This window comes from Phyllobacterium sp. SYP-B3895, assembly GCF_009647635.1.
GTDB lineage: Bacteria > Pseudomonadota > Alphaproteobacteria > Rhizobiales > Rhizobiaceae > Phyllobacterium > Phyllobacterium pellucidum.
In genome coordinates, this window is the sequence record NZ_WJIG01000004.1 from 489,524 (window position 1) to 513,998 (window position 24,475).

The following is a 24,475-nucleotide window of genomic DNA, read 5'->3' on the forward strand; positions in this document are numbered from 1 at the left end:
CCATGGAACACGCACCCTTGAGCAAGCTCTTGCCAGCCCGCACGCGCAAACAGGGCCATTTTCGCAAGCCGCTGATTACAACGCCTTTCCAGCCGCGCCTCGAAGCCCTCATGCAGAGCGAGGAATGGTACGCCTGGGGCGGCTACAAGGCGCCCATGTCGCTGTGGGACGAGGAACTCGAATATTTCGCGATCCGCAGCCAGGCCGCATTGTTCGACATTTCGCCCATGGTGAAATATCGCATCGATGGCCCGGATGCGGAGGCCTATCTCGATCGCCTGACGTTGCGCGATGTGACCAGGCTTAAGCCTGGGCGCGTCCACTATACCGCCTGGTGCGACGACGAGGGGCATGTGCTGGACGATGGCACTCTTTTCCGGCTTGCGCAAAACCACTTTCGCCTGTGCTGTCAGGAGCGCCATCTGCCCTGGCTCCTCGATAGCGCGATCGGCTTCGATGTCACCGTTGCCGAGGAGACGGAAGCGGTGGCTGCACTGGCGTTGCAGGGCCCTGCTTCGTTCGCGGTGTTGCGCGACGCTGGTTTCGAAGGGGTCGAAGCGCTCAAGGTTTTTGATCTTGCCGAATTCTCCCATGAGACCGGTACTGTCACCATATCGCGCACCGGATTCACCGGCGATCTGGGCTACGAACTCTTCATCGAGGCAAAGGCGGCGCTCAGCCATTGGGACCGGCTTTTCCGTGCCGGCGAGCGACGGGGCCTTCGAGCGATAGGCTATGCGGCGCTGAATCGTGCGCGCCTCGAGGCGGGCTTGATCGTTGCCAATGCCGACTTCATCACCGCCGACCACGCGCTGCGCGCTGATCGCACGCGCATGCCGGACGAGATCGGCCTTGGCTTCATGATCGACTTGAAGAAGGGCCATTTCAATGGCCGCAAGGCAATCGAGCGGGCGCGGATCAAGAAGCAGTTGCGCCATGTCCTCGTTGGGCTGGAGATCGAAGGCAACATCCCGGCCGAGCATGCAATCGTTTATTACAAGGGCAAGCGCGAAGTGGGCCTTGTCAGTGCCGCCATCTGGTCACCCCTTGCCAAGCGCAATATTGCGATCGCGAGTCTCGAACGGCCTTATGGCGATACGGTCACCGAGGATCTCTGGGTCGAGATTTATGCGATGCGCGAACTGCGCTACGAAAAGATGATGAAGCGCGCCAGGGTAGTGCCGAGGCCGTTCATCAAGCTCGACCGGCGCACGGCCAATCCGCCCGGGGATTTCTGATGCATGTTTCTAACGAGGAAGCCCGCGAGCAATTTGCCCTACTCAATACGCCGCTCGGACAGAAATGGTCCGGCCGCGCCCGCTACGCTGCCGCCATGTATTTCAACAAACGGGGTGAATTGAGCGATGAGGCCCTCGAGATATACCGGATTTGCGCGCGGATGGATGGTGAAGACCCGATTGCCGTTTTGAAATCCCAGCATGTCGGCATCGCCTGGCTCAGCAGGCTTAATGAAGCATACCAGTAGTATTAATGTCACTCACACAGAAAATATCAAGCAAGAGGCGTTCAAACCGAGACAAGGCAATTGCATTCATCAAGCATATCGAAATACTTCCGTGACGGGAGTTCGTCACGGGGCAACTGACACTCTGGGACCAGGACTGATGGAAAGGGGAACTTTCGCATGAATATAAAGAGCTTGCTGCTCGGCTCAGCCGCCGCCCTCATAAGTGCATCGGGCGCCTATGCCGCCGATGCTGTCGTGGTCGCCGAACCGGAACCTGTCGAATATGTCCGCGTTTGCGACGCCTATGGCGCAGGATTTTTCTATATACCTGGAACAGAGACCTGCCTGAAGATCGATGGCTATGTCCGCTACGATGCCGCCGTCGGCGATGATCCGTATGACGGCACCAATGTCGGCGCCGACGACAACGAAACCTGGTACAAGAAGACACGTGCCGAAATTAGGTTTGATGCCCGTTCCGAAACCGAACTTGGCACCTTGCGTTCCTATGCGGAAACCCGTGTCGAGTTCGAAAACGGATCGGATATCGGCGCGACGCTTTCCCAGGCTTTTATCGAACTCGGTGGCTTTCGCATCGGCACAGCCGACGAACTTTTCGGTTCATGGACCAATTATGCCGGCAACATCATCAATGACGATGTGATCAACTATCAGTCCGGCGAGAGCAATCAGGTCAGCTACACGTTTACGGGCGGCAACGGCTTCTCCGCCATGATCGGCGCCGAACAGGGCCAGGACGACGTCACCGGTCTCGGCGGCAACTACGTCATCGAAGATTATATGCCGCATGTCCTGGCGGGCGCAAAATGGGAACAGAACTGGGGCGGCATTTCCGGCGTCGCCGGCTATGATTCCAACGTTGAGGAATTCGCGGGCAAGTTGCGCCTTGATGTAAAGTTCAGCGAGACGTTCTCAGCTTTCGTCATGGGCGGCTACCAGTCGGATTATGATGACAATTTCGACCCCGATACGGGCGACGTCAATCCCAACAACCGCAACTGGTTCGGCACCTGGGAAGGCGATTGGGCGGCCTGGGCCGGCGTTACCGCAGCTCTCACGGACAAGGCAAACCTCAACGGCCAGGCTGCTTATGAATCGGAAGGGACCTGGGCGCTGGCCGCCAACGTCGAATACACGCTGGTCCCCGGCTTGGTCATCACGCCGGAAATCAACTACACGAAGTTTGACGGCGCGCGCCGGGCATTTTCCGAGGCCAATGGCGGCGGCGACGACGCGCTCGGCGGAACGATCCGTTTCCAGCGCAACTTCTAACGCTCAATTGTCGATGGATTGGAAACGGCCCCGTTTGGGGCCGTTTTTCTTGGGGCCAGCCCGGCGTTCTCCGGCCTGAACGCGAGCGTCCAGCGAAAATACTGTTGTTTGTCCGAAAACTGCAATATACTGCATATCAAGACATCCAAGTTTCAGGACATCGATATGCACACCATTGGTTTCGTCGTTTTCCCTGACTTTCAAGTCATGGGATTTGCTGCGCTCACTGCATTCGAGATCGCCAATCTCACGGTCAATGAGCCGGTGTACACCATTAGCCTGCTCTCCGAGACCGGCAGCATGGTGCGGGCCTCAGCCGGCTTCAATGTGGAGACGGAGCCCTTCGGCAAGTCGACATTCGACACGGTCATCTTCGGTGCCGGGACTTCATTGCAACCCGCCACCCCAGGGCTTCTCGACTTTGTGCAGAAATCGACGCCGACATCGCGCCGGATTGCAGCGCCATGCCTTGGCGCCTTTACGCTTGCCGAGGCAGGGATCCTCGATGATCGGCGGGCGACGACGCATTGGGCCTTCGCCCGCGAACTTCATAACCGCTTTCCTCGGGTGAAGGTGGAAGAGGACCGTATTTTCATCATCGATGGCCCTGTCTGGACCTCTGCCGGCATGACCGCTGGCATCGATCTGGCATTAGCGATGGTCGAGAAGGATCTCGGTGCTGAGGTAGCCCTTACAGTCGCTCGAAAACTTGTCGTGTATCATCGCCGTGCCGGGGGCCAGTCGCAGTTTTCCGCTTTGCTCGAGCTTGATCCGAAATCTGATCGCATCCAGAAGGCTGTCGATTTCGCCAAGCAGAACCTCAAGACAGACCTTTCGGTCGAGGACCTGGCGGATGCCGCGAACTTGAGTCCGCGCCAGTTCAGCCGGGCATTTCGCGCGGAAACCGGTCAGTCGCCCGCGAAGGCAGTCGAAAATCTGCGTGTGGAAACTGCGCGCCTGCTGATGGAGCAAGGCCGTCTCTCCATGGATATGATCGCAAATGAGACCGGCTTTGCCGACCGCGAACGGATGCGCCGCGCCTTTCTGCGCGCTTTCGGCCAGCCTCCGCAGGCCATGCGGCGGATCTCCAGACTTTCGGCCTGAGCCGATCCAAAAAGCCGCTTCAGGTTCAGTAATCTCCGAGCGCAGCAAATTGTGTGGAGATGCTAGATTGCGCAACCCTTGAGAAAGATTTCGGCGCACATTTTTGCGCGGGCGACAATTTCTTCGCTCTGCGGCGCGGGTTCCTGGCGCAGCATCGCTGCCCGCTGCGGCTCCATCACCATCATTCCGCGCAGCATGCCGCTGGCTGCATGCGGATCGGTGAGCGCTATTCGCCCACGCTTGATCTGATCGCGGAGCCAGGCCTCCATCACCGTATTTGTTTTGATGATTGCCTGCTCATAGAACGATGCCGCAAGTTCCGGAAACCGGTCGGATTCGCCAATGACAAGCCGGATAATATCGATCGTATCGTGCGATAGCGTCAGCATGCCATAGGCCGTCAGCATGCGTTCGAGACCTTCTTTCATATCCTCGTTTGCGTGGGCATCGGGATTGACCGCAAGGAAAAAGCGACCGATGCGATCGGAAATCATGCAGGCAAACAGGTCCGCCTTGGTAGGAAAAAGGCGGTAGAGGGTTTTGGTTGAAACGCCGGCGTTTTGCGCGATCGCGCTAATGCTCGCAGCGGCGTAACCGCTCTCATGAAACTGCGCATTGGCAGCTTCGATGATGAGGCTCTTCGTATCATCGTCGCAACGGATTTGCGGGCGGCCCCGGGGGCGCTTCTCGATCTTGTGAATTACGACCATCATCATTTTCCAAAATATTATTGACAAGACTTTTATAGAGCGTATTTTGGAAAATATCAAGTTTCCTAAATGGAAATTATCGACAAAGGCCGCAGCCCGATGTGACGGCGACCCGTAAATTCGGAGATCAAAATGAGCAAGCTGCATGCCTTGAACAATAATGTCGCCAAGCCCGACGAGATAGTTCCAACCGCTGAAGCCGGCAGGCCCGTACTCGTGCCAGACGTGACGCCGGCACCCACGGCCGGCGCAAAGCCTGCGCGAAAATGCGGCCGACGTCTGCTTTTCGGAACGGCCGCGATCATCCTGCTGGCCGGCAGCGTCTACTACGGCCACAATTACTGGACGGTTGGCCGTTTCAACGTCGAAACCGACGACGCTTATGTCAAGGCGGACAATAGTTCGGTAGCGCCCAAAATCTCGGGCTATATCGCCGAAGTTCTCGTCAAGGACAACGAAACGGTAAAAGCCCGCCAGCCCCTCGCACGCATTGACGATCGCGATTTCAAGACCGCGCTCGAACAAGCAAAGGGCGATGTCGCTGCCGCCGAGGCGACGATCGAAGCAAAGCAAGCTTCGCTCGAGATTCAGGAGTCGGTCATTGCGGCTGCGCGCGCCACTGTCGATGTCGATCAGGCCAATGCAATCTTCGCCGAACAGAACAACAAGCGTTATGCGACGCTCGCAACCAGCGGCTATGGCAACATCCAGAATGCACAGCAGGCCGCCTCGCAGATCGCGGCGGCAAAGGCCACGGTCGTTCGCGATAGCGCTGCCTTAGACGCTGCGACCAAGCAGGTTGACCTGCTCAAGGCCGAACTTGCGCAGGCAAAGGCGGCTCTGGAGCATGATCTTGCCGTTCAACACCAGGCCGAACTCAACCTGTCCTATGCCACGATAATTGCGCCTGTCGATGGTGTCGTGGGCAACCGCACGCTGCGGGTCGGACAATATGTCCAGGCAGGAACGCAGCTCATGACGGTGGTGCCGACTGCCTCGGTCTACGTCATTGCCAATTACAAGGAAACGCAGCTCACCGATGTCCATGCGGGCCAGGCGGTCGATATCGACGTCGACATGTTTCCGGACCGCGTCTATCACGGTCACGTCGATAGCCTTGCCCCCGCTAGTGGACAGGAATTTGCGCTCCTGCCGCCGGACAATGCGACCGGCAATTTCACCAAGGTCGTGCAGCGCATTCCCGTGAAGATCGTCCTTGATGCCGATAGTGCCGCGGCCGGGGACCTGCGGCCGGGCATGTCCGTTCAACCAAGCATCGACACCAAGCCCTACGCTGCCCAGCGTCAGAGCCGTTGATGGACGGCGGGAGGATCGTGTCATGTCTGCCGTCACATTCAACGCCCCAGCCGTGCCGCAGCCGCGCGCAAGCACAAAGGAGTGGATAGCCGTACTCGCCGGCATGATCGGCGCGTTCATGGCGATCCTCAACATCCAGATTACCAATGCATCGCTGCTCAATATCGAGGGGGGCATAGGCACCGGCGTCGATAATGGCGCCTGGATCTCGACGTCCTACCTTATCGGCGAAATCGTCGTGATCCCGCTTACGGCCTATTTCAGCAGCGTATTTTCATTTCGTCGCTACATGCTTGTGAACACGATACTGTTCCCTCTGTTTTCGATAGCCTGTGCCTTCACGCATGATCTCGGCTCGATGATCGTCATGCGCGGCCTGCAGGGTTTCGCCGGCGGCGTGCTTATCCCCATGGCCTTCACCATGGTGCTGACGAAGCTGCCAAAGGCACAACAGCCGGTTGGCCTTGCGCTCTTCGCCCTGTCCGTCACTTTCGCTCCGGCGATTGGCCCGACGATCGGCGGCTACCTTACCGAGAATTACGGTTGGCAAACGATCTTCTTCATCAACGCGGTCCCGAGCGCCGTCATGGCGGTTGCTCTGGCGGCAACCCTGGACAAGGCGCCGATGCAGCTTCATTTGCTGAAGGAGGGCGACTGGGCCGGCATTTTCACCATGGCTATCGGCCTATCGGCTCTGCAAACCGTGCTCGAAGAGGGCAACAAGGACGACTGGTTCTCGTCACCCTTCATCCTGAAGCTCAGCGCTGTCGCCGTCGTCTTTCTGGTGACTTTCATCTGGATTGAGTTGACCGTCGACAAGCCCCTGGTGAAACTCAGCCTCTTGAAACAGCGCAACTTCGCCATCGGTGTCGTCGTCAACGTTCTGGTTGGCGTCGCCCTGTTCGGCACCGTCTATATCCTGCCCCAATACCTTGGGCAGGTGCAGCGTTACAATGCCGAGCAGATCGGCAATGTGCTTGCCTGGACCGGTCTGCCGCAATTGTTGCTGATCCCACTGGTACCGATGCTGATGAAGCGTTTCGACGCCCGTTACATCGGCTTTCTCGGCATCAGCATCTTTGCTGCCAGCTGTTTCATGAACGTCATGCTTTCACCCGACAATGCCGGTGATCAGTTCTGGATCCCGAACATTGTTCGTGCAATCGGGCAGGCGCTCGTTCTAACGCCGATCACTGCCATCACCACGGCCGGGATCGCCGCTGCCGACGCCGCCGCAGCATCGGGTTTGACGAACATGCTGCGCAATCTCGGCGGGGCGGTCGGTACGGCAACGCTTGGAACCGTTCTGACCAAGCGGGAACAGTTCCACTCGAACATCATCGGCCAGTCTGTGACGCTGGCGCGCGACGAGGTTCATCAGCGCCTCGACCAGTTGACGGGTTATTTCATCGCCCACGGCGTTTCCGATCACGCCCTGGCCGCCCAACAGGCCGTCGTCGTCCTCGGCCGGCTCGTCAAGCGCCAGGCATTGATCCTCGGCTTCGGCGACACCTTTGCGGTTATCGGCGTCCTGCTTGCCATTGCGGCAATTGCCCTATTGTTCGCCGAAAAGCCGAAAGGCGCTGCGGCGGCCGGCGCACACTAAGGCTCCCATTGCTTGGCGCCTTGCCAATTGTGCGCAGGGCCATTAACTCGTGGCATGGCATTTACACTGCGGCAACTGCAATATTTCGTAGCGGTGGCGGAGCAAGGCTCCGTCACCCGCGCCGCGCAGAATCTTTCCATATCGCAGTCATCCATCACCGAAGCAGTGAAGGAACTTGAAAACGACCTTGGCGTTGAACTCTTCGAGAGGCATCCGCGCGGGCTTGATATCACCCATAACGGGCACCAGTTCCTGCGACACGCGACGAAGATCCTCGCCGACGTCTCCGATGCACGCCGGTCTTTTTCCAACGAGGCGCCGGCCATGGGTGGAAAGCTGCACCTTGGCGTCACCTCGCTGGTGGCAGGGTATGTGCTGTCCGACCTGCTCGCCCGGTTTCGCCGTGCCAGTCCCGGCGTCGAAGTGAGCGCCATCGAGGACAATGGTTCATATCTCGAACATCTGCTCGTCGGAGGCGAACTCGACGTCGCCGTCATGGTGATCTCCAACCTGCGCGATCGGATGGCGCTACAGGCTGAAATTATCGAGACCTCGCCCTATCGCCTGTGGCTGCCCCTCGGGCATCCGCTGGTCAGCGCCGACATCATTTCGATCAACGATATCGCCAGGGAGCCGTTGATCATGCTGACGGTCGACGAGATCGAGGAGAATACCGGCAAGCTTTTGACCGCTCTTGGTGCGCGCCCGCACGTGGCCTTTCGCACGCGCTCGGTAGAAGCCGTGCGCAGTCTCGTGGCGACGGGTGCCGGCATCGCGCTTCTTCCCGATCTTGTGTACCGCCCATGGTCACTGGAAGGCGACCGCATCGAAAGCCGCGACGTTTCAGGCGCCCTCCCCGTCGTCCAGGTCGGCATGGTCTGGCGCAAGGGATCGAGCCTGCCGCAGGCGGCGCGGGATTTCGTCGGCATAGCAGAAGCGCTTCGCAGCGGGCGCACCCGTTAATTTGGGTAGATATCGGAAATTCCGATACCTACCTTCTCATAAATGAATTTGCGAATGCAGCGAAACAGAGGCAGTCTCTTCTCAGGGAACATGGCTTGCAAAATCGCGGCCGAATCGGGGAGATTCGAACATGAAGCATCTACTCAAATCCTGCACTGCGCTAACGCTTTCGTTGATGTTGGCGACTCAGGTCATGGCGCAGGAAGCGCTGAAGGAACTCGGCAAAGGTGAAGGTGAAGTTTCGATCGTCGCCTGGCCGGGTTACATCGAACGCGGCGACACAGACAAGAACTACGACTGGGTGACCGGCTTCGAGAAGGAAACCGGCTGCAAGGTCACCGTCAAGACGGCGGCCACATCCGACGAGATGGTAGCGCTGATGAACGAAGGCGGCTTCGATCTTGTGACGGCATCCGGAGATTCGACGCGGCGCCTGATCGCAGGCAAGCGGGTGCAACCGATCAACACGGATCTCATCCCGAACTGGAAGACCATCGACGAGCGCATGCAAAATGCGCCATGGCATACGATTGATGGCGTCCACTACGGCGTCCCCTATGTCTGGGGTCCGAATATCCTCATGTACAATACGGATGTTTTCAAAGACAAGGCACCGACGAGCTGGAGCGTGGTGTTCGAGGAGATGAATCTTCCGGACGGGAAGTCCAACAAGGGCCGGATTCAGGCTTACGACGGTCCAATCCACATTGCCGACGCTGCCAACTACCTGATGTTCCACAAGCCCGAGCTTGGCATCAAGGATCCCTACGAATTGAATGAGGATCAGTACAAGGCGGCGCTCGACATCTTGCGCGTCCAGCGCACGCTCGCCGGTCGCTACTGGCACGATGCGATGGTACAGGTTGACGATTTCAAGAATGAGGGTGTTGTCGCATCGGGATCCTGGCCGTTCCAGGTCAATCTCCTGAAAGGCGAGAAGCAGCCGGTCGCTTCGGTTTTCCCCGAGGAGGGAACAACAGGCTGGGCCGATACGACCATGCTGCACGCCGACAGCAAGCACCCCAACTGCGCCTATATGTGGATGGAACATTCACTTTCGCCCAAGGTGCAGGGTGACGTTTCCGCATGGTTCGGCGCCAATCCTTCGGTCGGTGCTGCCTGCAAGGGCAATGAGTTGCTGACGAAGGAGGGCTGCGCCGCCAACGGCTACAACGATTTCGCCAAGATCAAGTTCTGGAAGACGCCGGTTGCCAAGTGTGAATCACAGGGCCAATGCATTCCCTACAACCGCTGGGTCTCGGACTATATCGCCGTCATTGGCGGACGCTGAAACCCGGCACTGCACTGCGTCGCTTAATGTTTGCAGATTTGTCGACCGGCCGTGGACGCCGGTCGATCGCAAACCGCATAGGTTAGGCCCGGGCCAATAGTAACCCAACTTACTGGAGCAAAGGCCATGACACCTGCTGTTCTATTCCAGAACGTATCCCGCCATTTCGGTGCCGTTCGTGCGGTAGATGCAGTTGATCTGGCAGTCGCTGAAGGCGAGTTTTTCGCAATGCTTGGCCCATCAGGATCGGGCAAGACGACGTGCCTGCGGCTGATGGCCGGGTTCGAACAACCGACGAGTGGTCACATCGAGATCTTCGGAGAAACCGCCGAGGGCGTTCCACCTTACAAGCGCAGCGTCAACACGGTGTTTCAGGACTACGCACTGTTTCCGCATCTCAACATTCTCGACAACGTTGCCTACGGGCTCATGGTGAAGGGCGCAGGCAAGGACGAACGGCGCAAGGCCGCTGAGGACGCGCTCGCTATGGTAAAGCTTCCCGGCTATGGCTCGCGGCGTCCGGGCCAGTTGTCGGGCGGCCAGCGCCAGCGCGTGGCGCTCGCACGTGCGCTCGTCAACAAGCCGAAGGTACTTCTGCTTGACGAGCCGCTCGGCGCGCTCGATCTGAAGTTGCGCGAGCAGATGCAGGAGGAACTGAAGTCCCTGCAGAAGTCGCTTGGCATCACCTTTGTCTTCGTTACCCATGACCAGGGCGAGGCCTTGTCGATGGCCGACCGCATTGCTGTGTTCAATGATGGAAAAATTCAACAGCTTGGCACACCGGAGGAGGTGTACAAGCGACCGCAGACGCGCTTCGTCGCCGACTTCGTCGGTTCGTCGAACGTGTTGCCGCCGGAATTCGTCAGCCAGTTTGGCGCTGCCAACCGTTATGCAAGCCTGCGCCCCGAGGCTATCACGCTCGGCCACGCTGGCGACGGCAAGCTGGTGCTTGACGGCACCGTCGTGTCGCGCAGCTTCCTTGGTGCGACCAACCGCATCCTCGTCAGCGTCAATGGCACGCGCATCCACGTGATGAGCCCGGCCGCAGCGACGGTTCCCGCCGAAGGCGGGCGCGTAACATTGAGTTTCGACCGGGCCGATCTCCACCTGATGGACCAGGCGTCATGAGCGCCATCGCGCAACAACGATCAACCCTCGCCGATCGCGGCAGCTTGAGCGGGCGGCTCTCAGACTTCCTGTGGAAGCATCCGCACGTTTTGCTCATGCTCCTGCTTGCGCCGCCGCTGCTTTGGCTCGGCATTATCTATCTCGGTTCCCTCTTTGCGCTCCTGCTGCAAAGCTTCTTTTCCATCGACGACTATTCCGGTCTAATCAACTACCAGTTCACACTCGCCACGTATGGCCAGTTGCTCAACGAAGCCAATCTGGACATCATCCTCCGGACGGTTCTCATGGCTTCGATCGTGACGCTGGTTTCGGCGGTCATTGCCTTTCCCATCGCCTACTTCGCCGCGCGCTATGCGCAAGGAAAATGGAAGGCTTTCTTCTACCTCGGCGTGATGTTGCCGCTCTGGTCGAGCTACCTCGTGAAGATCTATGCCTGGAAACTGATCCTCGCCAAGGAAGGCATCCTCACCTGGTTTCTGACCAAGCTCAATCTGATGTGGCTGCTCGACGCCTGGCTCTCCCTCCCGGTCATAGGCGGCAACTCCCTCTCTGTCAGCTATACGGGGACGTTCATCGTCTTCGTCTATGTCTGGATGCCGTTCATGATCCTCCCGATTCAGGCAGCGCTCGAACGGGTGCCCGGCAATCTCATCGAAGCTTCTTCCGACCTTGGGGCCACGCCGCAACAAACCTTCCGCCATGTCCTTTTCCCGCTTGCCCTGCCGGGAATCGTCGCGGGCTCGATCTTCACCTTCTCGCTGACGCTCGGCGACTACATCATTCCGCAGATCATCGGTTCGTCGCGCCTGTTTATTGGACAGGCGGTCTATGCGCAGCAGGGCACGGCGGGCAACATACCGCTGGCAGCGGCGTTCACCGTTGTCCCTATCGTGATCATGGGCTTCTATCTGTGGATGGCGCGGCGCATGGGGGCATTCGATGCGCTCTGATCGCTCTGCCCCGCTCGGACTGAAGATCGCGGCCGGTTGCGGCCTCCTCTTCCTGCATGTCCCCCTGCTTCTGATCTTTCTCTATGCCTTCACGACCGAAGACAAGAGCTACCAGTTCCCGCCGCCCGGCCTGACCCTCCAATGGTTCGCTGTCACCTGGGAGCGGCCCGATGTCCGGCAGGCGCTGTTTCTCTCGGTGCGTGTCGCGACGGTATCGACCATACTGGCGCTAATTCTCGGGACGCTTTGCGCCGCCGCGGTGAGCCAGACGCGCTTCTTCGGCCGCGAGACAATTTCGCTCCTCGTCGTCCTGCCGATCGCATTGCCCGGCATCATCACCGGCATTGCGCTGCGTTCCGCCTTCAGCCTGGCCGATATACCCTTCTCGTTCTGGACCATCGTCCTTGGTCACGCGACCTTCTGCATCGTCGTCGTCTACAACAATGCGGTGGCCCGCTTCCGCCGCGTTTCCGGCTCGCTGATGGAAGCATCGATGGACCTCGGCGCCAACGGCTTCCAGACGTTCCGCTACATCATCCTGCCGAACATCGGAACCGCCCTGTTGGCCGGGGGCATGCTCGCCTTCGCCCTGTCGTTCGACGAGGTGATCGTCACCACCTTTACCGGTGGCCAGCAATCGACACTGCCGATCTGGATGCTGCAGGAGCTTATTCGTCCGCGCCAAAGGCCCGTCACCAACGTCGTGGCAATGGTTGTGGTGCTCGTGACGTTCCTGCCGATACTTGCCGCCTATTACCTCACACGTGACGGCGACCAGATCGCTGGTTCAGGCAAATAATAAGACTATGGGAGAACATGTCATGGATACGCAATTGCTCATCGGGTCAAGGTTCGAAGCCGGAACGGAAACGGAGGAACAGATCCTCAATCCCAAGACCGGCGCCAGGATTATTGATCTCGCCGAGGCTTCCCACAGCCAGATCGACGCGGCGGTAGATGCTGCCGAACGAGCTTTCCTCGGCTGGTCACGTACAACGCCGGCCGAGCGAGCGGGGTATCTTCTGAAGATTGCAGACGCGATCGAAGCGGAGGCAGACGACTTTGCCGCGCTCGAAGCACTGAATTGCGGCAAGCCGATCAATGCGGTGCGCAACGATGAACTGCCGGCCATCATCGACTGCTGGAGGTTTTTTGCCGGAGCAGTTCGAACATTGACCTCGCCTGTCGCCGGCGAATATCTGCCCGGACATACCTCCATGATCCGCCGCGATGCGATCGGCATCGTCGGCTCGATTGCCCCATGGAATTATCCATTGATGATGATGGCCTGGAAGCTCGCGCCAGCGATCGCGGGCGGCAACACGGTCGTGTTCAAGCCATCGGAGCAGACACCGCTTACAGCGTTGAAAATGGCGCGCCTGCTCGCCGGAATATTGCCTGAAGGTGTCGTGAACATCATCCTCGGCCGCGGCGAGACCGTCGGCAACGCTCTTATCAACCATCCGAAGATCGCCATGGTTTCCATTACCGGTGACATTGCGACAGGCAAGAAGGTCTTGCAGGCGGCGGCGAAGACCGTCAAGCGCACGCATCTCGAGCTTGGCGGCAAAGCGCCGGTAATCGTATATGGAGACGCCGACCTTGAAGCCGTCGTCAATGGCATCCGCACGTTCGGCTACTACAATGCCGGCCAGGACTGCACCGCGGCCTGCCGCATCTACGCGCAGGACAGCATTTATGAGCGCCTTGTAGCCGACCTGTCTTCGGCGGTGTCGACAATCCGCTATAACGACCCTGATGACACGGTCAATGAGATCGGACCGCTGATCTCGGGACGCCAGCGCGACCGGGTTGCGAGCTTCGTCGAACGGGCAACGGAACAGAAGCACATCGAGATCACGACGGGGGGCAGTCCCGGCAGCACCAATGGATTTTTCTTCCAGCCGACGGTGGTCGCCGGCGCCACGCAGGAAGACGAAATCGTGCGCCGGGAGGTGTTCGGACCGGTCGTTTCCGTGACACGGTTCAAAGAGGACGAGCAGGCAGTTTGCTGGGCCAATGACAGCGATTACGGTCTGGCGTCGTCGGTCTGGACCCGCGACATCACCAAGGCGATGCAGGCAGCATCACGCCTGCAGTATGGCTGCACCTGGATCAACACGCATTTCATGCTCACCAACGAGATGCCGCATGGCGGCGTGAAGCAGTCAGGCTATGGTAAGGATATGTCCGTCTATGCGCTGGAGGACTATACGGCCGTGCGCCACATCATGATCAATCATGGGTAAGGCCTTGCGCCTTGTAAAAGAGGAAGCGGGGCCAATGGTCGGCCCCGCCGCGTCGATCAGCTACGGATGAACGCGAGAAGGTCCGCGTTGATTGTCTCCGCGTGCGTCGTCGGCATGCCGTGCGGGAAGCCCTTGTAGGTCTTGAGCGTTCCATTCTGCAAAAGCTTTGCCGACAAAGGAGCAGAATCGGCATAAGGAACGATCTGGTCGTCGTCGCCGTGCATCACGAGTACCGGGACCTTGATCTTCTTCAGATCTTCAGTGAAATCGGTCTGCGAGAAGGCGACGATGCCGTCATAATGCGCCTTGGCTCCGCCCATCATGCCCTGACGCCACCAGTTCTGTATCACGGCCTCCGACACATTTGCGCCGGGTCTGTTGTAGCCGTAGAACGGGCCGGCGGCTATCGCACGATAGAAATCGCTGCGGCCTGCGGCGAGCTGCTTCTGGAAGTCGTCGAATACATCCTTCGGCAGTCCGCCGGGGTTAGAGTCGGTCTTGACCATGAGCGGCGGCACTGCACTCAGGATCGCCGCCTTGGCTACCCGGCTTTCGCCATGACGCGCAATATAGTGCACGACTTCCCCGCCGCCGGTGGAATGGCCGACGTGAACGGCATTCTTCAGGTCGAGCTTTTCGGTCAATGCAGCAAGATCATCGGCATAATGATCCATGTCGTGGCCGTCGCTTACCTGACTTGAACGCCCGTGACCACGCCGATCATGGGCGATGACGCGAAAGCCATTGTTGGCGAAGAACATCATCTGCGCATCCCAATCGTCCGCCGATAGCGGCCATCCATGGCTGAAGACGATCGGCTGCCCTGCTCCCCAGTCCTTGTAGAAAATCTCGACCCCATCCTTTGTGTTGATCGTTGGCATATCGTTCTCTCCTGACGGTTTGAATTGGACGGGACGGAGGGTATTGCAGCCGCGCCCGAAAGCAAATGCCATCGAGGCACAACTTATCGGGGAAATATTCCGATGGAAGTCAATCATTGGCTGCTCTACGTAGTTTTCTCGGGAGAGCCTAGGGTTAGTGCTGATTGCGGCGTGCTGATCCTGTCAATATTGTCGATATCTCAAGTTCCCCTCTCTAGACTTGAAACTTGGCCCGCCGCTGCTGCAAACCCCTGGCAGCGGCGGGCGAATTTGTTTCTGGCGGGAGGTGGCCCGTAGCAAGGCACGGCCCTGCTGAATGGAGCGCACGCAATCGTTTGGCACAGACTTGCGCACTCTGCGTATCAGTGCGTCGTTGCGCCCCGTACCCGCCCCGGCGTCTCACCGTAAGCCTTTTTGAAGGCCTTTATGAAGTGCGCGGCGGTCTCGAAGCCTACCTCAATGGCGATCTCTATAAGCGGCGCCTTGGTCTGCAGGAGCAGCGCCCGTGCGCGATGCAACCTCAACGCCATATAGGCTTGAGCGGGCGAGCGTCCTGTCTTTTCATGGAAGAGACGCTCCAGTTGGCGGCGCGAGATGCCGACCGACGCCGCGAGGTCGGGAATGCTGATAATGTCCTCGACATGCCGTTCCATGGTGATCAGGATCGACTTCAGGCGATCGTCGCTGCAGTCGATATCGAGCGGCCGGCGCGGCTGAATATCGAGCGCAGTTCGTGCCCGTTCTATCTGCAGCACTTCGAGCGCGTTGCGTTCGGCGTCCTTGCTGATCGACTGGCGCACGATCGACGCCGCCAGATCGGCGGCACTGGTGCCGCCAGCACATGAACCGCGCGCCTTGTCGAGGTTGTATAGTCGATCGGAACGTACCGCCAGATCAGGAAAGCGTTCCTTGAATGCCTGGTAGTGTAGCCAGCTGACGCACGTCTCATGATGATCCATCAATCCGGCTTCCGCCAGAATGAACGACCCGGTGCACACGCCGATCAGAGGCACCTTTTGCAGATCTGCCCGCTTGAGGAAAGCGATCGTGTCGTTGTCGATGGGGCGTTCCACGGTCAACAGCCCCCCGACCACCACGATGTAGTTAAACTGGCCGGGGTCGACGAAATCCGACGTCGGAGCCACCTCGACGCCGCAGCTCGACGTGATCAGATGCCGCGTGCTGCCGAGCACCTGCCAGTCGGCATGCACCCGTCCAGAACGGTCGAGCTCATCGCTTGCCAGCCGCAACGTATCGACGAACATGGCAAAGGCCGACAGCGTGAAGGAACGCGCCAGGACGAAGCCGATTTTCAATCGCGCCGTCTCGGAGGTCAGGGGTCTCGCATTCATCCGTCAATCCCTCTATGGCGCGGTCGACAATGCCTTGGCCTTGCGGTAAGCGGCGTCGAGACCGGCGTCCACCGCGGCGTCAAAGCCCCCTTGACGCATGGCAATGATGCCTGCCGCCGTCGTCCCCTTATAGTCCACGAACGATTTGACCGTCTCGGATGGCGATGCGCCATTGAACTCCTGAAGCCGGCCGGCGCCAATGATCACCTGCTGTGCGGCGCGTCGCGCGACGTCAGGGGAAACACCCCGGGCCACCGCATGATTCATCATCGCTTCGGCGAGCAAGGCCGGGAATGCAGCGCCCGAACCCGACATGGCGGTGAAGTAATCAATGTGCTCCTCCTGGCTGACCGCGTCTACCAAGCCGCAACTGCGGAACAGCATTGCTATCGTATCGCCATCTCCGGGTTCAGGCGAATCCATGAAAAACGGCGTATAGGAATAGCCGAGCTCTGCTGCCGCATTGGGCAGTGCGCGGGCTACCCTGTTGCTGCCGGTTCGTTGCTTGATGTCCTTGATCGTCACACCGGCCATTACCGAGACCACCAATTTTCCCGCGGCGTCGATATTGACAGCATTCCAGTCGTTCGGCCGCACCGAGAGCACGATGACATCAGAATTCTTTACGAGTTGCGTGTTGTCAGACGTCCAATGACAGCCGAGCGAATTTTCTGGTCGTCCGCTGCGGAACGAGCAAGTGAGCCGTTCAGACGCGACTGTTTCCGAACCGACAAGGGCTTTCGCTATGGCTGTTCCCAGCCACCCCGACCCGCCAATGATGCCTATGCGACCGATGTCAACCATGCGGGGACCTCCTTGCTGTCAAGCATCATACGCGATCTGCGGTTCCATGACCTCGACATATGGTTGCCGTCTTGCGGCTTTACACGTCTGAGGCGCTGGCCAAGCGAGACAAGCCATTGTAAAACCGCGCTCCGATCCCGGTGAACGAGACAGGTATGGCTCAAACTCAATCAGCAAATATCGGCACGTGGTATATCGATCCCGATGCAGAAGACAAGATGGCCGATGGTCATGCGCCGATCTGGCGGCACCTTATCGACCTTATCGTCGAGAAGGATCTTACCGCCAAGAGCGTGCTTGATTTCGGCTGCAATCAAGGCGGCCTTCTGAGGCACCTCTATGCAATCCGGCCCTTTCATAAAGCTCTCGGCGTCGATATCGCCGATGCGTCCGTAGCCAAGGCCGAGGCACTGAAAGGCAACCTGCCGGTCCAGCATCAGGCGACCAGCAGTCTTGCGGGTTGGGCGGATCAATTCGATGTCGCGATCAGTCACGAAGTAATTTACCTCATTCCCGATATCGATGCGCATGCCGCGGACATCTGGCAGGCGCTGAAGCGTGGCGGCGTCTATTATGCGGTAACCGGCTGTCATACGGACAATCCGCTGTGGCCGAAATGGCGCGAGCTTGTGGCGAAGCGGACCAATACGATCGTACAGGATCGCTCGATCACGGATTACGGGCGGGCCTTCGAGAAGGCGGGTTTCGATGTTTCGGCGCGCAAGCTCGAATTCAATGGTTTCATCCCCTTCGTGGCCGATGGTTGGACCCCGAATTTCGCCGACGCGCTGGAATATTATACGCAGACCAAGATCGTCTTCCGATTGGTCAAACCATAGTCCGCTGCAATCTGGCAAGCTCGACGTCAAAGTGCGGCGGGCTGTCGGAGGCGACTTGAACGAAACGACCCCTGACACGAAAAATATCCTGGATCAACCCGCTGCCGGCGAGGTCGTCCGGTAAGCCGTCAAATCGAAGCTTGCCCTTCTCCAATAATGAAATGCGGTCGCTAACTGCGATCGCCTGGTTGATGTCATGGATTGCCATGACGATGGTGACGCCTTTTTCGCGGCTAAGGCGGTGGATGAGGTCGAGGACTTCCACCTGGTAGCCGATATCGAGGAAGGATGTCGGTTCATCGAGGAGAAGAATGGCTGCTTCCTGGGCAAGAGCGGCCGATATCCAGGCCCGCTGGCGCTCGCCGCCCGAAAGCTCGTTGAGGCTGCGGTCGGCGAGACTGCTCAATCCAGTGCTTTCCAGCGCCCATTCGATGGCCTTTTCGTCCGTGCTATCGTAGGAGCGGAATAATCCCACATGCGGATAGCGCCCTTGCCGGACGAGTTGCGCCACGGTCATCTCGTCCGGCGCTGCCGGCTGTTGTGGCAGGAAGGCGAGCTTCTTGGCAAGCGCTCGCCGTGACAAGGTTGCGACCGGCGTTTCGCCAAGGAGCACCCTGCCCTCGACGGGTCGGATCAATCCGGCCAACGCATGAAGGGCGGTGCTTTTGCCCGAGCCGTTAGGGCCAATGAGCGCGCGTATCTCTCCCTGCTCCAGTGAAAGGCCGAACTGGTTGAGCGCCTTGCGCTCCCCATAGGCAACCGACACGTTGGAGCAGGAGAGTGGCATGAGCGTTCTCACGTGGTTTTGCGCAACAAGGCTAGAAGTAAGGGAACGCCGACAATGGCGGTGACAACCCCGATGGGAATTTCCTCGGCCTGTCCGAGCAAACGCCCGATCAGATCGCCAAGCGTGACGACAATAGCGCCGAGGCCTATCGTTAGCGCCAGCGACAGCACAAAGTTTCGGCCGGCAATGAATTTTGCCATATGAGGCACGATCAGGCCAACAAAGACAAGCGGCCCGACAGCTCCGACGGCGCTTGAGGCGAGCATGCAAGCAACGACGAGAACGATGGAAAACTGGCGGCGATAGGCAAGCCCGAACGACTGCGCCACCGCTGCATCGAAATGCAGGAGGCGCAGCGGCCGATAGATGATCGGAAGCATCGCCAGGCCGGCAACTGTGAAGGGCAGAAGGAAGAGCGCATGGTCCCAGGTCCGGGCATAAAGGCTTCCGGACAACCATTCCAGAATGATTTCGATACGCGCCGAGCCCCATCCTGCAATAAGGCCGATGGCTATCGCATGCAACACTGCGCCGACCGCCACGCCGCAGAGCGTGATCCGCATGGCGCTGAGACCGAGGCGAAACGCCAGCAGATAGATGATGCCGCCTGCAAGCAGTCCCCCGGCGAGCCCCGCCGCCGGAAGCCAAGCCACCGGCAACTCTGCAAGCGTGTTCGAGCCCGGTTGGAAGATATAGACGGTGAACATCAGGAAAGTCGTTACCGACAGCGTGGCCCCTTGCGAGATTCCCATCAGTGATGGGTCCGCAAGCGGGTTGCGTGTGATCGCTTGGAGAAGGAACCCCGCCAACGCGAAATGAATTCCTGCCAACGCGCCGGTTACAATGCGTGGAAGTCTGATATCGAGGATGATCGCCCGGGCCTCATCGGATCCGTTGCCCTTCAGGACAGCCATGATGTCCTTGTGGGAAATATCGGCGACGCCCAGCAACGTCGCTGCGACGATCGAAGCTGCGGTAACGGCGACCAGAGCGAAAACGATCCAGCCGGCGTTCGAGCCCGCTCGCGTGGAGGCAACTGCACTCATCTCTCCGCGCCCGAAAGATTGAGCCGGCCGCGCTGGACAAGGTAGATGAAGATAGGGCCGCCGATCAGCGCCGTGATTATCCCGACCGGCAATTCCCGCGGGACGGCGATGCTGCGTCCAACAACATCGGCAAAGGTGACGATGAGCGCACCGATGGCCGCGCTCAACCCGATGTCCCAGCCAGTCCCGCCTGGTCTGAGAAGGCGCGCAATGTGAGGTGCCGCAAGGCCGACAAACGCAACCGGACCGGCGATCGGCGCGATGCCTGCGACCGGGATAATCGCCAGAATGAGAATGACCGGCTTCCAGAGACCAAGCTGCAGGCCCATTCCGGCAGCGGCATGGTCGCTCAGCATGAACATTCCGATCACACGACGAAAAACGAGTGCCCCGACGATACCGGTTACCGTCCAGGGAAGCATATGCATGAGATGTGTCCAGGTCCTTCCCTGAAACCCGCCCGATAGCCAGAATAGCAGTGACGCGGCCTGCGGCCCCGTCAGCAACAGGACATATGTGGTTATCGCCCCGAGAAACAGGGAAACGCTTACACCGCCAAGTGCCAGTTGCAGCGGACGCCCCTGCCCGCCGCGTGAAACCCAGAACGTCACGGAAGAAGCCGCGAGCCCGCCCAGGAGCCCGATGACCGGGTAATAAACCGGGGAGAGCCACGGCACGAACACAAAGCAACAAACGATCGGCGCAACGGCTCCGGCCGTCGCGCCGGTAATGCCGGGATCGGCCAGCGGATTGCGCGTCAGCGTCTGCAACAGGTAGCCTGAAACGGCGAGCCCCGCACCGCCGGCGGCGGCCGTCAGGCTTCGCGGCAGCCGCAGCGTCCACACGAGGATTGAATCGATCTTGCCATCGGGCGCGATGAGAACATGGAAAATGGTCGCGACCGAAAGTGTTTTTGCGCCAACCAGCAAACCGACGGCGATCGTCGCCAGGCAGGCCAGCACGATAAGCCCAATGAGCAGCAATGATCGGCTTGGGCTCATTCGTCGGACTGGCCGTCAGTCCTGAACGGTCGCGGGAATGATCTTTGCCGCTTCCGCACGGACATCGACGGCCGGGAAGGTGTCCGGATAGAGATAGTGCGCCGCTTCCCTCAAAACGATCTCGCGGGCGATCGGACCATTTGTTTCGACCCACTGGTCACCGACATAGAAAACCCGGTTGTTCTTGACGGCTGAGAGCTGCGACCAGATCGGATTGCTTTCGTGGGGGCGGTCCGGCCCGGAATCATAGACGAAGATGACCTCCGGATCTTTCTCCAGCATGGTCTCGAGACTGAGATCGATACCGAACTCGCCGCCCGGCGACTTCGGGCCGGCGATATTGTCGCCCCCGATAGCCGCCACGATGGAGGCGGATGTGTTTTCGGTATGGAACGCAAACGGCGTTGCTCCGCCCCACATGATCATGAAGCGCGGATGGACACCCTTCGGTGCCTTGGCTGCGAATTCGGCCAGGTTCTTGCGGAAGTCGGCATTCAGTTGCTCGCCCCGCTCGGGCTGGCCGAGCAGCTTCGAAATCTCGGCAACTTCCTTATAGCTTTCGTCGAGCAACTCCATGTTGTACGCCACATAGGGCGCTATGCCCTGCAACTGCGCGGCGTTGCCGACGGTATAGCGGCGGATTGCGATGATGAGGTCGGGCTTTGCTTCGGAAAGTAGTTCAAGGTTCGGTTTGGCGCGCTGTCCGATCCGCTTCATCTGCGAGGTCAGGCCAAGCAAGAAATCCGGTTCGCGGCCCGCTGTCATATATGTGCTTGCGACCGGCTTGACGCCGAGGGCCAGCGCGATGTCATCGGCGAAGTAGGAGATCGAGGCGATGCGCTTCGGTTGTGCAGGTACTTCCACCGTGACGCCGCGATCATCGACAATCGACACTTTGCCCGGATCGGCAGCGAAGGCGCTGCCTGAAGCCAATAACGCCACGATACCGAGCGCGCGCGCGCGCTTGAATAAGATCCTTGCCACGAAAGCCTCCTTGCTGGTTTGAATTTTCATAAACCGCAAAGAGGAGTTTCACAATCATATTTAAGTCTAATGGCAGCGGACCACCTCGGGCCCTGCCATCAGTCGCTCGCGTCAAAAGCGGGGTTTCATTGCATCCCGTATTCGCTTTGCTTTTGGACGCCGGCTTGTGACAAGCGCGCGATAGCAGCGCCATTGGCATCGAAAATGTGGACGTCTTGCGCTCGCGCGGTAAAGCGGATCTTGTCCGTCCTGGCGTAGGTGCCGGTACCGTCTACCTTGATGAGATATTTTCGATCAGAGCCCGGCATATCGACATAGAGAATTTGTACTTCGCCGAGGTGTTCGACAAAATCGATGGTACCGGTAAACACGGGGCCATTCGTTTTTGCATCCGCGATCTGTGTATTTTCAGGACGAATACCGATGCTGAGCCGATCCCCAGCAGAAACGCCAGCGGGCAGCACACCAAGATCTAGAGCGACCCCGCAATCCAGCTTGCATTTCGCGGAGCCCGACAAGTCTTTTTCGAGTTTCCCCTCCAATATGTTCATCGACGGCGACCCGATGAACTGCGCAACGAAAAGATTGGCTGGATTTTTGTAGAGCTCGATCGGCGTTCCAACCTGCTCGATGTTTCCGTCTTTGAAGACGACGATGCGGTCGGCCAAAGTCATGGCCTCGACCTGGTCATGTGTCACGTAGATCATGGTGACGTCCGGCATGCTCTGCTTCAGCTTCGCAATCTCGATCCGGGTCGCCACGCGCAGCGCCGCATCGAGATTGGACAATGGTTCATCGAAGAGAAACACGCGCGGATCGCGTACGATGGCGCGGCCGATGGCAACACGCTGCCGCTGTCCGCCGGAAAGAGCCTTCGGCAGCCGCTGCAAATAACTGTCGAGCTGAAGGATGCTCGCTGCATTGCGCACACGTTTTTCGATTTCGGCTTTGGGCAGCCCGGCTATGCGCAGACCGAAGGCCATATTCTCGAAGACAGTCATGTGCGGGTACAGGGCGTAGGACTGGAACACCATGGAAATGCCGCGCTTGGACGGCGCTACATTGTTGATCCGCGCGCCGTCAATGATGAGGTCGCCGGATGTAATCGTTTCCAACCCGGCAATCGAGCGAAGCAGTGTCGATTTTCCACAGCCCGAGGGGCCCACAAAAACGATGAACTCACCCGATTTAATGTCGAGATCGATGCCGTGAAGGACCTCCAGATTGGAGTATGACTTACGTATGTTTCTCAGCGACAAGTCAGCCATCGTTCCGTTCCTTATATTTGCTTCCCATCACTCAGGGAGCAAGATTGGCCAGGAATCGCGTGATCCGATCCGGCTTCTGATTGAGAATTTCCACGTCATTCTTGCGGCGAATGGCGCGCCTGACGATCTTCGCACCGACATAGCGCAACGGTTCGGGCGGCAGCTTCGTCCGGCGGCCAATGCCGACCAGCCCGCACCTGCTCCACTTGTCGTCGCGTCCCAAAACGAGGCTTGCCATGATGCGGCCGGCAACTGGCGTCTGGGCAATCCCGGTACCGTTGAAACCGACAGCGTAGAAGATGTTCCGATGGTTTTTCAGATGATCGAAAACCGGCAGATGCTGGGCAGTACAGTCGATTGGGCCGCTCCAGTCATATTGCACCTCAACTTCTTTAAGTTGCGGATAGACGCGGTGCAGCTCGCGGATATTGTCTGAACCCTTGTCTCCGCTCCGGTTGAAGCTGGAGCCGATGCGGTCCTGATACGCGATGCCGCCAGTTCCCCGGCCGAAGATCACCCGGCCTGAAGGGGTGCGCTGGTAGTAGAGCACGTGGTGTTGGGCATCGCAGATCGATGCACCGTCGACCCAACCGATACCGTCCAGTATGTCGGCAGCAGGCGCGGTTGCGATGAGCTGACTGCTGACTACATAAAGATAGGGGTGCAGTTCCGGAATCGCCGAAAGCCATGCGTTGGCAGCTAGGACGATCTTCTTGGCAGACAACGTACCCTGAGCCGTGCGCAGTTGCGGTTGTGCCCCGGGTACGATCTCCAGAACCGGACTCTGTTCGTGAATAATGACGCCTTTCGAGATTGCAAGCTGGCGCAAACCCAGCGCCAGCTTTGCCGGCTGGACCGTCCCTGCCCGGTCTTCCACGATGCCAAGGTAGGACGCGGAAGAACCGGTCCGCTTCAGCATGTCGGCCCGGTCAAGGGTCCGAAATCGCTTCTCGCCCAATGACCCGGTGAGATCATAGGCCTTCGACCACGCCCCTTCCTGGGCGGCGGAACTTGCCGTCCACAACCAGCCGTCCAGTCGCAAATCCATGTCGATCGTGCCGGAATCCTGCAAGGTCTTGAGTTCATCGATGGCGTCGGCAGTAGCGCGGCACAACATGAGCGCGTCTTCAGTACCGACGAGATCCCGTAGCATGTCGATCTCGGCGAACCAGGTGTGGACTTGCCCCCCATTGCGGCCCGAAGCGCCCGACCCGCAAAAATCAGCTTCGAGGATCGTAACGCGCGTCTCGGGCGCATGCTCCTTTATCCGCAGCGCAGTCCACAGACCGGCGTAACCACCGCCGACGATCGCAATATCGCACGTCTCGCTGCCCTTGAGCGGTGTCGTTGCGGCATCGGCGGCAATGCTCTGCAACCAAAAGGACCGGTCTCCTCTTGGGGCCGCAACCGGCGGTCTCATTTTGATGCTGCTCA

23 protein-coding genes are annotated in these 24,475 nt (G+C 59.0%); 13 read left to right on the plus strand and 10 right to left on the minus strand.

The genetic code is table 11. The annotated features are described in order from the left end of the window. Nucleotides 1-2 precede the first annotated feature (2 nt). The 4 genes from GF108_RS20030 to GF108_RS20045 all read left to right on the plus strand — a co-directional run bounded on the left by GF108_RS20030 (nucleotide 3) and on the right by GF108_RS20045 (nucleotide 3,865). Nucleotides 3-1,238 carry an aminomethyltransferase family protein gene (locus tag GF108_RS20030; RefSeq protein WP_153670097.1) on the plus strand — a complete coding sequence of 412 codons (1,236 nt, stop codon included), beginning with the start codon at nucleotides 3-5 and terminating at the stop codon, nucleotides 1,236-1,238. Next, nucleotides 1,238-1,486, plus strand: coding sequence for a hypothetical protein (locus GF108_RS20035; RefSeq protein WP_153670098.1), 249 nt, complete (start codon nucleotides 1,238-1,240; stop codon nucleotides 1,484-1,486). Before GF108_RS20030 ends, GF108_RS20035 begins: the two co-directional genes overlap by 1 nt. Nucleotides 1,487-1,645: 159 nt before the next feature. Continuing rightward, nucleotides 1,646-2,761: a porin gene (locus tag GF108_RS20040; protein WP_153670099.1), complete on the plus strand. Its 1,116-nt coding sequence runs from the start codon at nucleotides 1,646-1,648 to the stop codon at nucleotides 2,759-2,761. A gap of 165 nt (nucleotides 2,762-2,926) precedes the next feature. Continuing rightward, on the plus strand, nucleotides 2,927-3,865 hold the full coding sequence (locus tag GF108_RS20045) for a GlxA family transcriptional regulator (RefSeq protein ID WP_153670100.1): 939 nt from the start codon (nucleotides 2,927-2,929) through the stop codon (nucleotides 3,863-3,865). A 62-nt stretch (nucleotides 3,866-3,927) separates the two neighbouring features. On the opposite strand, the gene GF108_RS20050 is transcribed toward GF108_RS20045, so the two are convergent. Next, the gene (locus GF108_RS20050; protein ID WP_153670101.1) at nucleotides 3,928-4,575 is read right to left on the minus strand and encodes a TetR/AcrR family transcriptional regulator; all 648 of its coding nucleotides are present in this window, start codon (nucleotides 4,573-4,575) and stop codon (nucleotides 3,928-3,930) included. Between the two features lie 126 nt (nucleotides 4,576-4,701). On the opposite strand from GF108_RS20050, the gene GF108_RS20055 reads away from it, so the two are divergent. From GF108_RS20055 to GF108_RS20090, 8 genes are all read left to right on the plus strand, one after another. After that, nucleotides 4,702-5,892, plus strand: a complete 1,191-nt coding sequence (locus GF108_RS20055; protein ID WP_370462260.1) for an HlyD family secretion protein — start codon at nucleotides 4,702-4,704, stop codon at nucleotides 5,890-5,892. A gap of 22 nt (nucleotides 5,893-5,914) precedes the next feature. Continuing rightward, nucleotides 5,915-7,498: a DHA2 family efflux MFS transporter permease subunit gene (locus tag GF108_RS20060; RefSeq protein WP_153670103.1), complete on the plus strand. Its 1,584-nt coding sequence runs from the start codon at nucleotides 5,915-5,917 to the stop codon at nucleotides 7,496-7,498. A gap of 54 nt (nucleotides 7,499-7,552) precedes the next feature. Further along, nucleotides 7,553-8,461, plus strand: coding sequence for a LysR family transcriptional regulator (locus GF108_RS20065; RefSeq protein WP_153670104.1), 909 nt, complete (start codon nucleotides 7,553-7,555; stop codon nucleotides 8,459-8,461). Nucleotides 8,462-8,591: 130 nt separating this feature from the next. Continuing rightward, complete coding sequence (locus GF108_RS20070) at nucleotides 8,592-9,752, plus strand: ABC transporter substrate-binding protein (RefSeq protein WP_153670105.1); 1,161 nt, start codon at nucleotides 8,592-8,594, stop codon at nucleotides 9,750-9,752. Between the two features lie 126 nt (nucleotides 9,753-9,878). After that, nucleotides 9,879-10,880 carry an ABC transporter ATP-binding protein gene (locus GF108_RS20075; RefSeq protein WP_153670106.1) on the plus strand — a complete coding sequence of 334 codons (1,002 nt, stop codon included), beginning with the start codon at nucleotides 9,879-9,881 and terminating at the stop codon, nucleotides 10,878-10,880. Beyond that, on the plus strand, nucleotides 10,877-11,830 hold the full coding sequence (locus tag GF108_RS20080) for an ABC transporter permease (RefSeq protein ID WP_153670107.1): 954 nt from the start codon (nucleotides 10,877-10,879) through the stop codon (nucleotides 11,828-11,830). Before GF108_RS20075 ends, GF108_RS20080 begins: the two co-directional genes overlap by 4 nt. After that, the gene (locus tag GF108_RS20085; RefSeq protein ID WP_153670108.1) at nucleotides 11,820-12,629 is read left to right on the plus strand and encodes an ABC transporter permease; all 810 of its coding nucleotides are present in this window, start codon (nucleotides 11,820-11,822) and stop codon (nucleotides 12,627-12,629) included. Before GF108_RS20080 ends, GF108_RS20085 begins: the two co-directional genes overlap by 11 nt. A gap of 22 nt (nucleotides 12,630-12,651) precedes the next feature. Next, nucleotides 12,652-14,079, plus strand: coding sequence for a gamma-aminobutyraldehyde dehydrogenase (locus GF108_RS20090; protein WP_153670109.1), 1,428 nt, complete (start codon nucleotides 12,652-12,654; stop codon nucleotides 14,077-14,079). A 56-nt stretch (nucleotides 14,080-14,135) separates the two neighbouring features. Here the strand turns inward: GF108_RS20090 and GF108_RS20095 are convergent, their stop codons facing one another. The 3 genes from GF108_RS20095 to GF108_RS20105 all read right to left on the minus strand — a co-directional run bounded on the left by GF108_RS20095 (nucleotide 14,136) and on the right by GF108_RS20105 (nucleotide 17,116). Continuing rightward, nucleotides 14,136-14,960, minus strand: a complete 825-nt coding sequence (locus tag GF108_RS20095) for an alpha/beta fold hydrolase (RefSeq protein WP_153670110.1) — start codon at nucleotides 14,958-14,960, stop codon at nucleotides 14,136-14,138. A 362-nt stretch (nucleotides 14,961-15,322) separates the two neighbouring features. Beyond that, on the minus strand, nucleotides 15,323-16,312 hold the full coding sequence (locus GF108_RS20100; RefSeq protein WP_153670111.1) for a GlxA family transcriptional regulator: 990 nt from the start codon (nucleotides 16,310-16,312) through the stop codon (nucleotides 15,323-15,325). A gap of 12 nt (nucleotides 16,313-16,324) precedes the next feature. Further along, entirely contained in the window at nucleotides 16,325-17,116 is a 792-nt protein-coding gene (locus GF108_RS20105) for a pyrroline-5-carboxylate reductase (RefSeq protein ID WP_153670112.1), read from the minus strand. 155 nt (nucleotides 17,117-17,271) lie between these two features. On the opposite strand from GF108_RS20105, the gene GF108_RS20110 reads away from it, so the two are divergent. Next, entirely contained in the window at nucleotides 17,272-17,955 is a 684-nt protein-coding gene (locus GF108_RS20110; protein ID WP_153670113.1) for a bifunctional 2-polyprenyl-6-hydroxyphenol methylase/3-demethylubiquinol 3-O-methyltransferase UbiG, read from the plus strand. Here the strand turns inward: GF108_RS20110 and GF108_RS20115 are convergent. The 6 genes from GF108_RS20115 to GF108_RS20140 all read right to left on the minus strand — a co-directional run bounded on the left by GF108_RS20115 (nucleotide 17,945) and on the right by GF108_RS20140 (nucleotide 24,416). After that, the gene (locus tag GF108_RS20115) at nucleotides 17,945-18,742 is read right to left on the minus strand and encodes an ABC transporter ATP-binding protein (protein ID WP_153670114.1); all 798 of its coding nucleotides are present in this window, start codon (nucleotides 18,740-18,742) and stop codon (nucleotides 17,945-17,947) included. The genes GF108_RS20110 and GF108_RS20115 overlap by 11 nt on opposite strands. Nucleotides 18,743-18,750: 8 nt before the next feature. Beyond that, nucleotides 18,751-19,788 (minus strand): iron ABC transporter permease, encoded by a 1,038-nt coding sequence (locus tag GF108_RS20120; protein WP_153670115.1) that lies wholly within the window; start codon nucleotides 19,786-19,788, stop codon nucleotides 18,751-18,753. Further along, the gene (locus tag GF108_RS20125; RefSeq protein WP_153670116.1) at nucleotides 19,785-20,789 is read right to left on the minus strand and encodes an iron ABC transporter permease; all 1,005 of its coding nucleotides are present in this window, start codon (nucleotides 20,787-20,789) and stop codon (nucleotides 19,785-19,787) included. The genes GF108_RS20120 and GF108_RS20125 overlap by 4 nt, the downstream gene beginning before the upstream one ends. A gap of 15 nt (nucleotides 20,790-20,804) precedes the next feature. Further along, nucleotides 20,805-21,803, minus strand: a complete 999-nt coding sequence (locus GF108_RS20130) for an ABC transporter substrate-binding protein (RefSeq protein WP_153670117.1) — start codon at nucleotides 21,801-21,803, stop codon at nucleotides 20,805-20,807. Nucleotides 21,804-21,898: 95 nt separating this feature from the next. Beyond that, complete coding sequence (locus GF108_RS20135; protein WP_153670118.1) at nucleotides 21,899-23,041, minus strand: ABC transporter ATP-binding protein; 1,143 nt, start codon at nucleotides 23,039-23,041, stop codon at nucleotides 21,899-21,901. Nucleotides 23,042-23,072: 31 nt separating this feature from the next. Next, entirely contained in the window at nucleotides 23,073-24,416 is a 1,344-nt protein-coding gene (locus GF108_RS20140; protein ID WP_246664043.1) for an FAD-binding oxidoreductase, read from the minus strand. Nucleotides 24,417-24,475 lie beyond the last annotated feature (59 nt).